Source organism: Actinoplanes sp. CA-142083, from assembly GCF_050942195.1.
In the GTDB taxonomy this organism is placed as follows: Bacteria; Actinomycetota; Actinomycetes; order Mycobacteriales; family Micromonosporaceae; genus Actinoplanes.
Genome location: NZ_CP192076.1, coordinates 4877141 through 4890850 on the forward strand (window position 1 = coordinate 4877141; position 13710 = coordinate 4890850).

Annotated in this window: 12 protein-coding genes; 9 read left to right on the forward strand and 3 right to left on the reverse strand. The window is 71.4% G+C overall.

Translation table 11 applies throughout. The annotated features are described in order from the left end of the window. The 9 genes from ACQPZX_RS22315 (at position 1) to ACQPZX_RS22355 (ending at position 10633) form a co-directional block, all read left to right on the forward strand. Entirely contained in the window at positions 1–831 is an 831-nt protein-coding gene (locus ACQPZX_RS22315; RefSeq protein WP_433383782.1) for a carbohydrate ABC transporter permease, read from the forward strand. 1 nt (position 832) lies between these two features. Beyond that, positions 833–2023 carry a glycoside hydrolase family 130 protein gene (locus ACQPZX_RS22320; RefSeq protein WP_433383784.1) on the forward strand — a complete coding sequence of 397 codons (1191 nt, stop codon included), beginning with the start codon at positions 833–835 and terminating at the stop codon, positions 2021–2023. Next, positions 1914–3851: a hypothetical protein gene (locus tag ACQPZX_RS22325; protein ID WP_433383786.1), complete on the forward strand. Its 1938-nt coding sequence runs from the start codon at positions 1914–1916 to the stop codon at positions 3849–3851. The genes ACQPZX_RS22320 and ACQPZX_RS22325 overlap by 110 nt, the downstream gene beginning before the upstream one ends. A 38-nt stretch (positions 3852–3889) precedes the next feature. Next, positions 3890–5302 carry a rifampin monooxygenase gene (rox, locus tag ACQPZX_RS22330; RefSeq protein ID WP_433383788.1) on the forward strand — a complete coding sequence of 471 codons (1413 nt, stop codon included), beginning with the start codon at positions 3890–3892 and terminating at the stop codon, positions 5300–5302. Between the two features lie 40 nt (positions 5303–5342). Further along, complete coding sequence (locus ACQPZX_RS22335; protein ID WP_433383789.1) at positions 5343–6443, forward strand: MFS transporter; 1101 nt, start codon at positions 5343–5345, stop codon at positions 6441–6443. A 5-nt stretch (positions 6444–6448) separates the two neighbouring features. After that, positions 6449–6970, forward strand: a complete 522-nt coding sequence (locus ACQPZX_RS22340; protein ID WP_433383791.1) for an AAA family ATPase — start codon at positions 6449–6451, stop codon at positions 6968–6970. Positions 6971–7030: 60 nt separating this feature from the next. Continuing rightward, the gene (locus tag ACQPZX_RS22345; protein WP_433383793.1) at positions 7031–7573 is read left to right on the forward strand and encodes a hypothetical protein; all 543 of its coding nucleotides are present in this window, start codon (positions 7031–7033) and stop codon (positions 7571–7573) included. 235 nt (positions 7574–7808) lie between these two features. Continuing rightward, on the forward strand, positions 7809–9206 hold the full coding sequence (locus tag ACQPZX_RS22350; protein ID WP_433383794.1) for an endo-1,4-beta-xylanase: 1398 nt from the start codon (positions 7809–7811) through the stop codon (positions 9204–9206). An 83-nt stretch (positions 9207–9289) separates the two neighbouring features. Beyond that, positions 9290–10633 (forward strand): extracellular catalytic domain type 1 short-chain-length polyhydroxyalkanoate depolymerase, encoded by a 1344-nt coding sequence (locus ACQPZX_RS22355; RefSeq protein ID WP_433383796.1) that lies wholly within the window; start codon positions 9290–9292, stop codon positions 10631–10633. Positions 10634–10712: 79 nt separating this feature from the next. Here the strand turns inward: ACQPZX_RS22355 and ACQPZX_RS22360 are convergent, their stop codons facing one another. The 3 genes from ACQPZX_RS22360 to ACQPZX_RS22370 are packed head-to-tail and all read right to left on the reverse strand — an operon-like array spanning position 10713 to position 13586. Continuing rightward, on the reverse strand, positions 10713–11819 hold the full coding sequence (locus tag ACQPZX_RS22360) for a hypothetical protein (protein WP_433383798.1): 1107 nt from the start codon (positions 11817–11819) through the stop codon (positions 10713–10715). Between the two features lie 10 nt (positions 11820–11829). Then, positions 11830–12549, reverse strand: coding sequence for a TIGR03943 family putative permease subunit (locus ACQPZX_RS22365; protein ID WP_433383800.1), 720 nt, complete (start codon positions 12547–12549; stop codon positions 11830–11832). Next, on the reverse strand, positions 12546–13586 hold the full coding sequence (locus ACQPZX_RS22370; protein ID WP_433383801.1) for a permease: 1041 nt from the start codon (positions 13584–13586) through the stop codon (positions 12546–12548). Before ACQPZX_RS22370 ends, ACQPZX_RS22365 begins: the two co-directional genes overlap by 4 nt. Between the last annotated feature and the right edge of the window lie 124 nt (positions 13587–13710).

The following is a 13710-nucleotide window of genomic DNA, read 5'->3' on the forward strand; positions in this document are numbered from 1 at the left end:
ATGTCTCGATGGCCCACGGTGGTGCGATATGTGTTGCTGTTCGGCGGCGCGCTGCTTTTCCTGTTCCCGTTCTACTACATGCTGATCGGCTCGTTGCAGAGCGAGCCGGACACTTCGGTGGCGGGCGCGTTCACCCCGTCCGATCTCACGTTCCAGAACTACGCGGACATCAATTCGCGGGTCGACTTGGTGGGTTCGCTGGTGAACTCCGGCATCTTCACCGGCGGCGTCCTGCTCGGCACCGTCGTGTTCGGCGTGCTCGCCGGATACGCGTTGGCGCGCCTGCGTTTCCGGGGCCGCGGCACGCTGTTTGTCGTCGTGCTGCTGGTGCAGGTGATCCCGTTCCAGCTGTTGCTGATCCCGCTCTACGTGCTGATCGTCCGGGGATACGGCCTCGCCGACTCGTACCTCGGGATGATCCTTCCCTTTGCCATCAACACGACCGCCGTTTTCGTCTTCCGGCAGTTCTTCCTGCAGCTGCCGGACGACCTCTTCGCGGCGGCGCGGCTGGACGGCGCGAGCGAGGTGCGGATTCTCTGGTCGGTCGCGCTGCCCCTGGTGCGACCGGCGCTTCTGACCGCGGTGCTGCTGACCTTCATCGGGCCGTGGAACGAGTTTCTCTGGCCATTCCTGGTCACGAAACAGGCGGACATGCAACCGCTGGCGGTCTCGCTGGCCAACTACATCAGCAACGTGTCGGCCCGCGCCGCCAACCCGTTCGGCGCGATCCTGGCCGGCGCGTGCGTGCTGGCCGCCCCCGCCGTGGCCCTTTTCATCGCTTTCCAGCGCCATTTCGTCTCCACCGACCTCGGTTCCGGGGTGAAGGGCTGACATGACGATCAAAACCACTGTTCCGTACGCGATGACGCGCCTGGGCGTGGTGATGACGCCCGATCCGGCGAACCCGCTCGAGGCCGAGGGCGTCCTGAATCCCGCCAGCGGCCGCACCCCGGACGGGCGGTTGCACCTGCTGCCGCGGCTGGTCGCCACCGGCAACGTGTCGCGGGTCGGGCTGGCCGAGGTGGAGCTGCGCGACGGGGTGCCGGTGGGTGTGCGGCGGGAGGGGGTCGTGCTCGCGCCGGACGAGGGCTGGGAACGCGGCCTCGCCAACGCCGGCGTCGAGGACCCGCGCACGACCTGGGTTCCCACCCTCGGGCGCCACCTCATGACGTACGTGGCCTACGGCCCGCTGGGGCCGCGGCTCGCGCTGGCCGTCTCCGCGGATCTGATGACGTGGCAACGACTCGGGCCGGTTCAGTTCGCGTACCAGCCCGGCCTGGACACCGACCTCAACCTATTCCCCAACAAGGACGCGGTCTTCTTCCCCTCGCCCGTCCCGGGGCCGGACGGCGAGCTTTGTTACGCCATGCTCCACCGTCCTATGTGGGATCTCGGCTGGCTGCGGCCCGGCGAGGGGGTTCACCTGCCGGCCGGCGTCACCGACGAGCGGGCCGGCATCTGGATCTCCTACGTGCCCGCCGCCGAGGCGGAGGCCGACCTCACCGCGCTCGTCCGGCCGCGCCACCACCGCTGCGTGGCGCTGTCGCAGTTCCCCTTCGAGGAGCTGAAGATCGGCGCCGGGCCGCCGCCGTTGCGGGTGCCCGAGGGCTGGCTGCTCATCCACCACGGCGTCACCGGATACATCCCGCCGGGCTGGGATCCGACCGGCCAGGACGTCACCTACGCCGCCGGGGCGATGCTGCTCGACCCGGCCGACCCCGGGCGGGTGCTGGCCCGCACCGCCGAACCCCTCTTCGTGCCGGAGACCCAGGACGAGCAGTCCGGCACCGTCCCCAACGTCGTCTTTCCCACCGCCATCGAGCAGGTCGACGGGGTCCACTACGTCTTCTACGGCATGGCGGACTCGAAGATCGGCGTCGCCCGCCTGGACCGGCTTACCGAAGGAGTGCGCCATGAAGCGCCGTTCCGTCCTGCTGGGCAGCGGCCTAGCCCTGACAGCGCCGATGCTGAAGTCCGCGCCGGCTCCGCTCACGAACCTGGCCCACCTGACCTTCCTGCGTGACAGCGTCACCCCGCCCGCGCAGGCCGGGCACACGACCTACGGTCCGGCGCCGATCGGGGTGCTCTGGACCTACGCCGAACCCAACCCCGACGGCACGTACCGCCGGATCGGCGGCGGCGCCTACGATCCGGCGACCGATACGTACGGGCAGGGCGCCTTCAACGGCGACGACATCGCCCGCGCGGCCGTGGTGTACCTGCGGCACTGGCGGCAGACCGGCTCGGCGAGCAGCCGCGACGCGTCGTACGAATTGCTCCGCGGCCTGGCGTACTTCCAGACCGTGACCGGACCGCGGACCGGCAACTTCGTGCTGTGGATGCAGCCCGACGGCAGCCTGCGGCCGAGTGCCGAGCCGCCGGATTCCCCCGACCCGAGCGACAGCGGGCCGTCGTACTGGCTGGCCCGCGCGGTGTGGGCGCTGGGGGAGGGGTATGCCGCCTGGCGCACCGCCGATCCCGCGTTCGCGGCGTTCCTGCGGCAGCGGCTCGATCTGGCGATCGGCGCGCTGGATCGCCAGGTCCTCACCCGGTACGGCACGTGGCAGGTCGTCGACGGCGACCGGGCGCCCGCGTGGCTCATCGTCGACGGCGCGGACGCGACCGCCGAGGCGGTGCTGGGCCTCGCCGCGTACGTGTCATCGGGAGCCGGCGGTGTCGCAAGGCGCGCGTTGCGGCAGTTCGCCGCGGGCATCGCGGCACTGTCCGACGGCACCGCAAGTGAATGGCCGTTCGGGGCGGTACGCCCGTGGGCGCTCTCCCTCTCGGACTGGCACGCCTGGGCCTCCCAGATGCCGACCGCGCTCGCCCGGGCCGGTCAGGTCCTCGGCGACGCGGATCTGATGCGACCGGCGGTGACCGACGCCGCGGTCTTCACGCCGTGGCTGCTCACCTCGGGCGGCCCCGACAACGGCCGGCTGCCCGCCCGGATCGATCGCAACCAGATCGCGTACGGCGTGGACTCGCGCCTGCAGTCACTGCTCGCCGTCGGGGAAGCGACCGGCCGCGCCGGTTTCCGCCGGCTCGCCGGCATCCTGGCCGCGTGGTACTTCGGCGCCAACGCGGCCGGTGTCGCCGCCTACGACCCGGCGACGGGCCGCACGGTCGACGGCATCGCCGGCGACGGGACCGTCAACCGCAACGCGGGCGCCGAATCCACCATCCACGGCCTGCTGAGCATGCTGGCCCTGGACGCCCATCCGGACGTGGCCGAGCTGGCCCGCCAAGGTCACATCGCCCAGCGGATCGGTTCGACCACAGTGGAGGCCGAGAGCGGCGCCGGCGGCACGGTGGTCACGCCACCGTCGGCGTGGACCGGCGAATCCCAGTTCAGCAACGGCAGCTATCTCCGGATGGCCGCCGGCGACACCGTCCGCTGGGAGCTGCCGCCGAGCGACCAACCGCAACTCGTGCTCCCGATCGCCGACCTGCGGCCCGGCAGCGCCGCGGTCACCCGCTGGTCGGCAGGCGGGCGCAGCCTCGGCGCGGTGCGGCATGGCCGGATCGGCCCGCAGGGCGCCTCGCCGGCGCCCGGGGCGCTGCTGCCGGTGACCCTGGACCGGGAGCTCGCACCCGGCAGCACCGAGCTGACCGCCACCGCGACGGGTGGCGAGGCGGTGCTGGACGCGGTCCTGCTGGAGCCGCTGGTGTCCCGCTACGTGATCGAGGGGAACGGGCACACCACGACGCTGCTGCGGAGCGCCGCCCGAACGCCGCGGAAGGTGGACGTCACCGGCCGGCCGACGATCGAGACCTACGACGCGCAGGGCGTGCGGCGGGCGACGGGACAGGCGGTGGTGCTGCCCGGCGGATTCACCGTGATCCGGACCTAGGCCATCCCTGCCGGAGGTGGGAGTTGCAGAATCGGCTTGTGGTCGACGTGATTGTGGCCGGCGGGGGACCGACCGGCCTGATGCTGGCAAGCGAGCTCAGGCTGCACGGCGTCGAAACAGTCGTGCTGGAACGGCGGACGGAGGTGACGCGGCCGGCGGGAGCGCTCGGGCTGCACGTGCGCACCATCGAGGTGCTGGACCAGCGCGGCATGCTCGAGCCGTTCCTCGCCGAGGGCCGCAAGCATCCGATCGGCAGCTACTTCGCCGGCATCAGCAAGCCCTGGGACGGGCGGCTCGACACCGCGCACAATTACATGCTCGGCATTTCGCAGACCGTCACCGAGCGCCTGCTCGCCGAGCACCTTGCCGCGGCCGGAGCCGACATCCGGCGCGGCGCCGAGCTGGTGCGGCTGGACCAGGACGACGACGCTGTGACGGCGGAGCTGGCCGACGGCACCTCGCTGCGCGGCCGGTACCTCGTCGGGTGCGACGGCGGGCGCAGCCTCGTGCGCAAGGCGGTCGGCATCGGCTTTCCTGGTGAGGCCAGCCGGGTCGAGACGCTGCTGGGCGAGGTGCGGATCGGGGTGCCGGTGGAGACGCTGATGGCCGCCGTGGCCGAGGTGCGCAAGACCCAGCTGCGGTTCGGCGCGGTGCCGCTCGGGGACGGCGTGTTCCGCATCGTCGCGCCGGCCGAGGGGGTGGCCGCTGACTCCCGGGCGCCGGTGTCGCTCGACGAGCTCAAGCGACAGGTGAAGGCGTACGCGGGCACCGATTTCGGGATGCACTCGCCGCGCTGGCTGTCCCGGTTCGGCGACGCGACCCGGCTCGCCGGGCGGTACCGGGCCGGGCGGGTGCTGCTGGCCGGCGACGCCGCGCACATCCACCCGCCCACCGGCGGCCAAGGGCTCAACCTGGGCATCCAGGACGCCTTCAACCTGGGCTGGAAGCTGGCCGCCGAGGTCGCCGGCCGGGCGCCGGAGGGGCTGCTCGACAGCTACGAGACCGAGCGGCGCCCGGTCGCGGCCGACGTGCTGAACACGACGGTCGCGCAGATGGAGCTGCTGCTCACCGAGCCCGGGCCGCAGGCCGTCCGGCAGTTGGTGTCCGAGCTGATGGACTTCCCGGAGGTCATCCGTTTCCTGCTCGGGAAGGTGACGGCGATCGGGATCCGCTATGACTTCGGCGAAGGCCCTCCGCTGCTCGGCCGCCGCCTTCGCGATGTGCGTCTCGGAGACGGCCGCCTCTACGAGCTGACGCACCGCGGCCGCGGGCTGCTGCTCGACCGCACGGGCAAGCTCGACGTGACGGGATGGGCCGACCGGGTCGACCACGTGGTGGCGGGCGAGGAGCCGACGGCCTTGCTGCTGCGGCCGGACGGGCATGTGGCCTGGATCGGCGACGACCAGCAGGGTCTGCGCGAGCAACTGACCCGGTGGTTCGGCGCTGAGTGACCGGCGGCGGTGGGCGGTCCTGGCGGCCGGGATGGCCGCCATGGCCGCCGGCTGCGCGTTCCAGTTCGGGCTGCCGTTCCTCATCCCGGCGCTGCGCGACGAGGGCCTGAGCCTGGCCCAGGCCGGGCTGCTCACCTCGGCGCCGGCGGCGGGCCTGCTGGCCACCCTGATCGCCTGGGGCGCCGCCGCCGACCGCTGGGGCGAGCGCGGGGTGCTGACGACCGGCCTCGCCGCGACCGGGCTGATCCTGCCGGCCGCCGCGCTCGTGCACGGCACGGCGCCGCTGACCGTCTGCTTCTTCCTGGCCGGCGCGACGAGCGCGGCGGTGAACGCGTCGAGCGGACGGCTGATCCTCGGCTGGTTCGTCGCCCGCGAGCGGGGCCGGGCCATGGCCATGCGCCAGGCGACCCTGCCGATCGGGGTCGGCTTCGCGGCGCTGACGCTGCCCTCGATGAGCCGGCCGGCCGCGCTGGTCATGCTCGGCCTGATCGCCCTCGCGGCGGCGGCCGTCGTGGCGGTGGTCGTGCGCGATCCGCCGCCGGCGGAGGAATCGAAGCCCGCGAACGCCGCGGGGCCCTACCGGACGCCGATCCTGTGGCGGATCCACGCCGCCAGCTCCCTGCTGATCGTCCCGCAGGTCACCGTGGGGACGTTCGCGCTGGTGTTCCTGGTCGACGCGCACGGCTGGACGGCGAGCGCGGCCGGCCGTCTGCTGGCGGCGAGCCAGGCGGGTGGCGCGCTCGCCCGGCTCGTAGCCGGCTGGTGGTCGGACCGGGTCGGGCTGCGGCTGCGGCCCGCCCGCCGGATCTCGGTGGCCATCACCGCCGCCGTCGCGTTGCTGGCGGCGGCGGCACCCGCGTCCGGGCCGGCGGGGGAGGCCGCGGCCGTGACCGCGTTGCTGGCGGCGGCCGTGCTCACGGTCAGTCCCAACGGTCTCGCCTACACGGCGGTCGCCGAGCACGCCGGTCCCGCCTGGGCCGGTCGCGCTCTGGGGATCCAGAACACCGCGCAGAACGTGGTCGCCATCGCCACCGCGCCGGTGATGGCCACCGTCATCGCCGCGGCCGATTATCGGGCCGCGTTCGCCGCGGCGGCCGTCTTCCCGCTGGCCGCCGCCGCGGTGCTGCCGATGGGACGATGACGGCCATGCGCGCCTACATCCTCACCGGCACACCGGGATCCGGGAAGACCGCGATCCTGCGCCAGCTGGAAGTTAACGGCCATTCGGTGGTGGAGGAGGCGGCCACCGACGTCATCGCGCTCGGCCAGGCCCTCGGCGATCCGAGGCCGTGGGAGCGGCCCGATTTCGCCGAGCGCATCCTGCGGTTGCAAAGGCAACGAGCTTCCGACGCGTACGGGGAAAGTGTCGTGTTCTTCGACCGCTCTCCGGTCTGCACGCTCGCGTTGTGCCGCTACTCCGACCGGGAGCCGCCGGACGGCCTCCTCCACGAGATCGATCGGTATGAGAGGACTGCTTTCCTCGTACGGAATCGGGGTTTTGTGGAACCCACGGCCGCGCGCCGGATCACTCTGGCCCAATCGCTGGTTTTCGAGAGGATCCATGAAGAGACGTATCGGGAGCTCGGGTTCGAGCTGATCGAGGTGCCGCCGGCGCCGTTGCCGGAGCGAGTGGCGCTGATCGAGGCCTTCACCAGGGATCGGCCTTAGGGGGACGGGGCGGGATCTCACCGATGCCTTCTCGGGTGCCCGCGTTCCTAGGCTCGGCCCATGAGATCGATGGCCTTCGCCGCGCCGCTGTTCCTGCTGGCCTACGGCGTCCTCCGGTGGATCGACGGGGTTGACGGGCACCGCAAGGGCGGCCCGGCCTGGGACCTCGGCCACCTCGCGTTTCTCGCTTCGATGGTGACGTTCGTGCTGCTGGCGGTGGCGTTGTACCGCCGGGCCCGGCTCGCTCGTCGCACCGCTCTGGTCGCCACGGCCGCGGCCGTTTTCGGTTCGGGCTGCATGATCTGGGTGATCATCGGCGACCTCTCGGCGTCGTTCCGCGACAGCTATCCGCTGCCGGACCTGTTGCAGGCGGTGGGGCCGATCGCCTTCGTGCTGGGGACGATCGGGCTGTTGAGCCTGCAGGTCGCGGCGGGGCGGCTGCCGGTGTGGAGCCCGATGCTCTTCTTCGCCGGCTATTCAGCGATCAGCATCAATCTCGATCTGCTGCCCGTGGCGGCCCTGATTCTGCTCGGGGCGATGTATCCGCTCGCGGCCTCCGCCACCCCGGCGCGGCGGGTCGTTTCTGAAACGGTTCATTCGTAGATGTCAACGATGTCATGCGGCTATTTCCGAAACTTCCGGAGGTTGATCTCACGCAAATAGCTCCGCTAAACGCGGATTTAAGGGGATAAGACGGGCCGTGGGAGCGTTCCCGAAATCACGATCTGCGGAACGCGCGGGTTGTGATTTCCGGAACATGCCGTTAATGTTTCGATCGATCCGGATCACTTTCTGCTGTATCGGCCAAGGCCCGTCCCCTGCACAGCTGGAAGGAATCATGAACCGTTCCCCCCGGCGGCGCGTCCTCGCCGCCAGCCTCTCCGCCACCGCGGCCGTCCTCGCCGCGGCCGGCTCGGTGCTCCTCACCGCGGGCTCCGCCGACGCGGCCACCACGCTCGGCGCCTCGGCCGCCCAGTCCGGCCGCTACTTCGGCACCGCCGTCGCGGCCTACAAGCTGAGCGACTCCGTCTACTCCACGATCCTCGACCGCGAGTTCAACATGGTCACGCCCGAGAACGAGATGAAGTGGGACGCCACCGAGCCGTCCCAGAACTCGTTCAGTTACTCCAGCGCCGACCAGATCGTCAGCCACGCGCAGTCGCACAACCAGCGCATCCGCGGCCACGCCCTGGCGTGGCATTCGCAGCAGCCGGGCTGGGTGTCGAGCCTGTCCGGCACCGCCCTGCGCAACGCGATGCTCAACCACGTCACCCAGGTCGCGACCCACTACAAGGGCAAGATCTACTCCTGGGACGTGGTGAACGAGGCGTTCGCCGACGGCTCGAACGGGGCCCGGCGCGACTCCAACCTCCAGCGCACCGGCAACGACTGGATCGAGGCCGCGTTCAAGGCGGCGCGGGCCGCCGATCCGGCCGCGAAGCTCTGCTACAACGACTACAACACGGACGGGGTCAATGCGAAATCGACCGCCGTCTACAACATGGTGCAGGACTTCAAGGCGCGCGGCGTGCCGATCGACTGCGTGGGCTTCCAGTCCCACATCAACGCGCAGTCGCCGGTGCCCAGCGACTACCAGGCCAACCTCCAGCGGTTCGCCAACCTGGGCGTCGACGTGCAGATCACCGAGCTCGACATCGAGGGATCGGGGACGGCGCAGGCGAACACGTACGCGACCGTCGTGAACGCCTGCCTCGCGGTCACCCGTTGCAACGGCATCACCGTGTGGGGCATCCGGGACAGCGACTCGTGGCGCGCCAGCGGCACCCCGCTGCTGTTCGACAACAGCGGCAACAAGAAGGCGGCGTACACGTCGGCGCTGAACGCGCTCAACGCGGTCGGGCCGACGACCCCGACCTCGAGCCCGACCTCGAACGGGCCGACCGACCCGCCGCCGACCACGCCGAGCACGCCGCCACCGGACGGCTCGGGCTGCAGCGCGACGGTCTCCCTCAACCAGTGGACCGGCGGGTTCGTGGCCACGATCCGGGTGACCGCCGGGTCGAGCGCGCTCAACGGCTGGACCGTCGGGGTCTCCCTGCCGGGTGGCGCCGCCGTCACCAACACCTGGAGCGCCACGGCCAGCGGCAGTAGCGGCGCGGTGAGCTTCACCAACGTCAGCTACAACGGCTCGGTCGGCGCCGGGAAGTACACCGAGTTCGGCTTCCAGGGCACGGGTGTCGGCCCGTCCGGGACGCCCAGCTGCACGGCTCGCTGAATCTGGGTGTGGCCACGGGACCTCCCCCGTCCGGTGTCCCGTGGCCACCCCGCCCCGCTCGCTCCCGAAGGGCTTCCCCCAGCATGAAGAGACTTCTCGCCTCCTTCGCCGCCGCCGCGGCGGTCGTCCTCGGGTTGGTGGCCCTGCCGGCCTCGCCCGCCGCCGCGGCGTCCCTCCAGCAGATCACCAGCTTCGGCAACAACCCGACGGGCCTCGGCATGTACCTGTACGTGCCGGACCGGCTCGCCGCGAGTCCCGGTCTGCTGGTCGCCGTGCATTACTGCACCGGCAACGGCCCGGCGTTCTTCAACGGCACCGAGTTCCGCACCCTCGCCGACCAGTACGGCTTCATCGTCATCTACCCGTCCGCGACGCGCTCCGGGAACTGCTTCGACAACTCCTCGGCGGGCGCGCTGTCGCACAGCGGCAACAGCGACCCGGCCGGCATCGTGTCGATGGTGCGCTACGTGCAGCAGCGCTACGGCACCGATGTGAACCGCACGTTCGTCACCGGCGCCTCCTCGGGCGGCATGGCGACCAACGTTCTGCTCGGCGACTACCCCGACGTGTTCGCGGCCGGCGCCGCGTTCATGGGCGTGCCGTTCGGCTGCTTCGCCGCCAGCGCCGGCGACCCGGCCAATCCGGCCAACCAGGCCGGTTGGAACAGCACCTGCGCGAACGGCCAGTCCATCAAAACCCCACAGGCATGGGGCGATCTCGTACGGGCCGCGTACCCGGGCTACAGCGGCCGCCGTCCCCGGATGCAGCTCTTCCACGGGACGACCGACACGACGCTGCAGTACCCGAACTTCGGCGAAGAGATCAAGCAGTGGACGAACGTGCTCGGCGTGAGCCAGACGCCGGTCTCCACCGACTCGCCGCAGTCCGGCTGGACCCGCACCCGCTACGGCTCCAGCACCACGCAGGCGCCCGTCGAGGGCATCAGCGTCTCCGGCGTCGGCCACTCGCTGCCGCTGTCCGGCCAGGCGAAGCTCGCGATCTCGTTCTTCGGCCTCGACGGCTCGACGCCCACCACGCCGCCGACGACGCCGCCGACGACGCCGCCCACCACGCCGCCGACGACGCCTCCCACCACGCCGCCTTCCGGGGGCGCGTGCCGGATCAGCTCGCAGATCAGCGCCTGGAACACCGGCCTGACCGCGAACATCACGATCACCAACACCGGCTCGTCGGCCCTCAACGGCTGGAACCTGACCTTTGCCCTGCCGTCCGGCCAGACCATCACGAGCGGCTGGAACGCCACCTACAACCCGAAGTCCGGCCAGGTCACGGCCACGAACATGTCCTACAACGGCGCGCTGCCGACCGGCGGCTCGACGACGATCGGCTTCCAGGCCACGCACACCGGCAACAGCGGCGCGCCGACCGGTTACGCCCTCAACGGCGCGGCCTGCACGACCGCCTGATCTCGCCTCACCGCTGATCGGGGCCACCGCCCGATCGGCAACCGGCATCGCCGCGAGGCTTCGGCTTCGCGGCGATGCCTCATATCGTACGGAGATCCAGAGCGTGCCACGTGATGGAGTCGTCGTCGCCGGTGGACCACCAGAGCATGCCGCCCGAAGTGAACGTCCCGTCGACCTCCTTCGCGACCGCCACAGTCCGCGCGGTCGCGGTGTCGTAGGCCAGCAGGGTGGCCGTGCCGGTGACGTCGGCGTCGGGGCCGGCCTCGGCGAGCAGCTCGAAGCGGTCGAGCACCGCCACGTCGGTCACCGCCGCCTGCGCGCCGCCGCCGGCTATCCGCCGCCGTTCCGAGCCGTCCGGGTGCATGAGATCGATGCGGGCGAGCCCTTCGCCGCCCATCACCATGACCCGGCACCAGACCGGGCCGCAGGTCGCGAGCTCCGGCCCGCTCGTGACGACCTCGGCGTCGCGGCTCGTCGACAAGTTACGCAGCCTTGCCTCCTGCTCGTCCACTAACCAAGGCCATGTGGACAGCGCCCATTCGCCCTGCTCGGAGCGGATGTCGACGTCACCGCCGGCCATAGGTGCGGAGCGAATGTCCGTTAACTTGCGGTCCTTGGCGGCCGCTGCCCAGTGCACCCGGCCGTCGGCCACGACGAGGTCGAAGGAGTTGCCGTAGAAGAGGGCATCACCGGTGTCGGTTGTCAGAAGCGCCGCGGAACCGCCGCTGCGCCTGGCATGCCAGATCTGCAGGTGTTTGTTGTCGGTCGACTCGGTCCAGACGAGGTCGTCGCCGGCGGCGGTGGCCGCCTCGAACTGCGGGTTGCTCTCCAAGGGCAGGCGGCGCAGCTCCCGCGGTGTGGCGGCGGGTTTCGTCCACAGCATGAGCCGCACCCAGCGGGCATCCGGGGTTGGTGCGGTGCCGAGCGCCGTGGTCGTGTCCAGGAAGAGCAGCGGCGTGAAGAGCGGGCCGTCGGGCAGCACCGGGTCGAAGTCGGCGCGCTGGGCCTTCGGCCAGGCTTGGGCGGCGTCGACGCGTCCCGCCGGGGCCGGCGTCGTGGTCGTCGGGGGCCCCGCTACCAACAGCGCCACGGCGGCGGCGACAGCCACGGCGGCCGCGGCGGCGCTGCGCCGTTGCGGGCGCTGCCGGGCGTCCGCCGCGGCGGGGCGGTCGTGCAGAAGCGTCACCGGCCGGGCTTCACGAGTAGGGCTGCTTCGGCTGGGGGACTTCCTGCCAGGACTTCACCTCGACGTACGCGACGTCGACGTCGTTGACCGGATCCTTGGTGCGCTTGGCGGTGTAGACGCCGGTCACCTCGACCCACGTGTCGGCGGCGGCCTCGAGCGGGACCTTGCCGGTCATGCCGACCTTGATCGGCCGGCCGTCGGCGGCGCAGCAGGTGAGCACGATCCGGGCGAGCATCGGGCTGCCGTCCGGGGCGGGCGTGATGAAGCCGGTGAGCTTGAGGTCGCGTCCCGTCAGGCTCTTCCCGTCGTCGAAGAGCGCGCGTGACGCGTAGTCGAGCAGCCCGACCGGTGCCGGGTCACCCGCCGGCAGAGGCGGGTAGTCCGAGTCGGACGTAGGCGCCGCGGCCACGCTGCCCGCCTGGCCGGCGGCGAAGGAGCCGAGAGCGGGCGGCGCCACGAGCAGCAGCCCTAGCACCGGAAGGATGAGCAGCCATCCCACGCGTGGCTCATGGTGTCCATGCCCGTCATCCGTCCCGTCGTCGGCTGCCTCACCGGCCCGGAGTGAATGCCAGAGCGTCATCACCGCCGCCACGACCAGCAGTAGGCCGGCCGCTACGAGGAACGGGCGGAGACCCTCCTTCACGTAGCGGAGGTAGAGGTCGGTGAAGGAGGCGCGCAGGATCGCCCCTCCGAAGAGCAGCAGCACGACGGCCTGGGCGAGGCGGCTCACAGCAGCACCACCCCGAAGGCAGTGCCTACCAGGATGGCGGCGGCGAAGGTCGTGGGCGCGAAGCGCAGCATGAAGCGGCGGCCGAACACACCGGTCTGCATGGCGATCAGCTTCAGGTCGACCATCGGGCCCACCACCAGGAACACCAGCCGCGACGTGAGCGAGAACTGTGAAAGCGACGCCGCCACGAAAGCGTCGGCCTCGCTGCAGATCGACAGCAACACGGCCAGGACGGCCAGGGCGAGGACGGACAGAAACGGGTTGTCGGCCAAGCGTTGCAGCCACGACGCCGGCACGACCACGTTGATGGTGGCGGCGGCCGCGGCGCCCAGGACCAGGTAGCCGCCGGCGTGCATCACGTCGTGGCGGATCGCCGAGACGAAGGCCTGCGTCTTGGACTCGCCGTCCAGGTCGGGCCGGTGCGGCAGGCGGATCCAGTCGGCTTTGCCGAGGCGCAGCCACAACCAGCCCATCGCCACCGCCACCACCAGGCTGGCGACGCCCCGCGCGACCACCATCTCGGGCTTGCCGGGGAACGCCACGGCCGTCGCGGTCAGCACGATCGGGTTGATGGCGGGCGCGGCCAGCAGAAAGGCGAGGGCCGCCGCGGGAGTGACGCCCCGGCGGATCAGCGAGCCGGCGATCGGGACGCTGCCGCATTCACATCCGGGGAGGATGACGCCGGCCAGGCTCGCCGCCGGAACAGCCAGCGCCGGGTGGCGGGGGAGGGCCCGCGCCCAGAACGACCGCGGCACGAAGACAGCGATCACCGCCGAGAGGACCACCCCGAAGACCAGGAACGGCACCGCCTGCACCAGCACCGACACGAAGACGGTCGTCCAGGTCTGGAGTCGCGCTCCGGAGACAAGCCCGGCCAGCCACCCGCGAAAGACGACCAGCAGCACGAGCAGGACGGCGAGGATCTCCAGCGACCCGATCCGGCGACGGCGCGGGGTCGGTGAAGGGGTGGGCGGCGCGGCGGGCTGTGGTGAGGAGGACCAGTCGATCTCCTCGGCGCTGAGGCGGGACGGGCTCAAGGGTTCACTCCCCACAGGATGGGCCGGCGCCCACCATAGCCGTGCCCGCCAGACGAAATCGACGCTGGGCTGAGCTGCGCATATGTTCATTTGTGAATAGGTGCTGGCGGGGCATAGCGTCGCG

Bases quoted from the DNA above. Each gene is read 5' to 3' on its own strand.
- ACQPZX_RS22335 (WP_433383789.1), top strand. From the start codon at position 5,343: ATGGCCGCCGGCTGCGCGTTCCAGTTCGGGCTGCCGTTCCTCATCCCG.
- ACQPZX_RS22325 (WP_433383786.1), top strand. From the start codon at position 1,914: ATGAAGCGCCGTTCCGTCCTGCTGGGCAGCGGCCTAGCCCTGACAGCG.
- ACQPZX_RS22320 (WP_433383784.1), top strand. From the start codon at position 833: ATGACGATCAAAACCACTGTTCCGTACGCGATGACGCGCCTGGGCGTG.
- ACQPZX_RS22315 (WP_433383782.1), top strand. From the start codon at position 1: ATGTCTCGATGGCCCACGGTGGTGCGATATGTGTTGCTGTTCGGCGGC.
- ACQPZX_RS22350 (WP_433383794.1), top strand. From the start codon at position 7,809: ATGAACCGTTCCCCCCGGCGGCGCGTCCTCGCCGCCAGCCTCTCCGCC.
- ACQPZX_RS22340 (WP_433383791.1), top strand. From the start codon at position 6,449: ATGCGCGCCTACATCCTCACCGGCACACCGGGATCCGGGAAGACCGCG.
- ACQPZX_RS22345 (WP_433383793.1), top strand. From the start codon at position 7,031: ATGAGATCGATGGCCTTCGCCGCGCCGCTGTTCCTGCTGGCCTACGGC.
- ACQPZX_RS22355 (WP_433383796.1), top strand. From the start codon at position 9,290: ATGAAGAGACTTCTCGCCTCCTTCGCCGCCGCCGCGGCGGTCGTCCTC.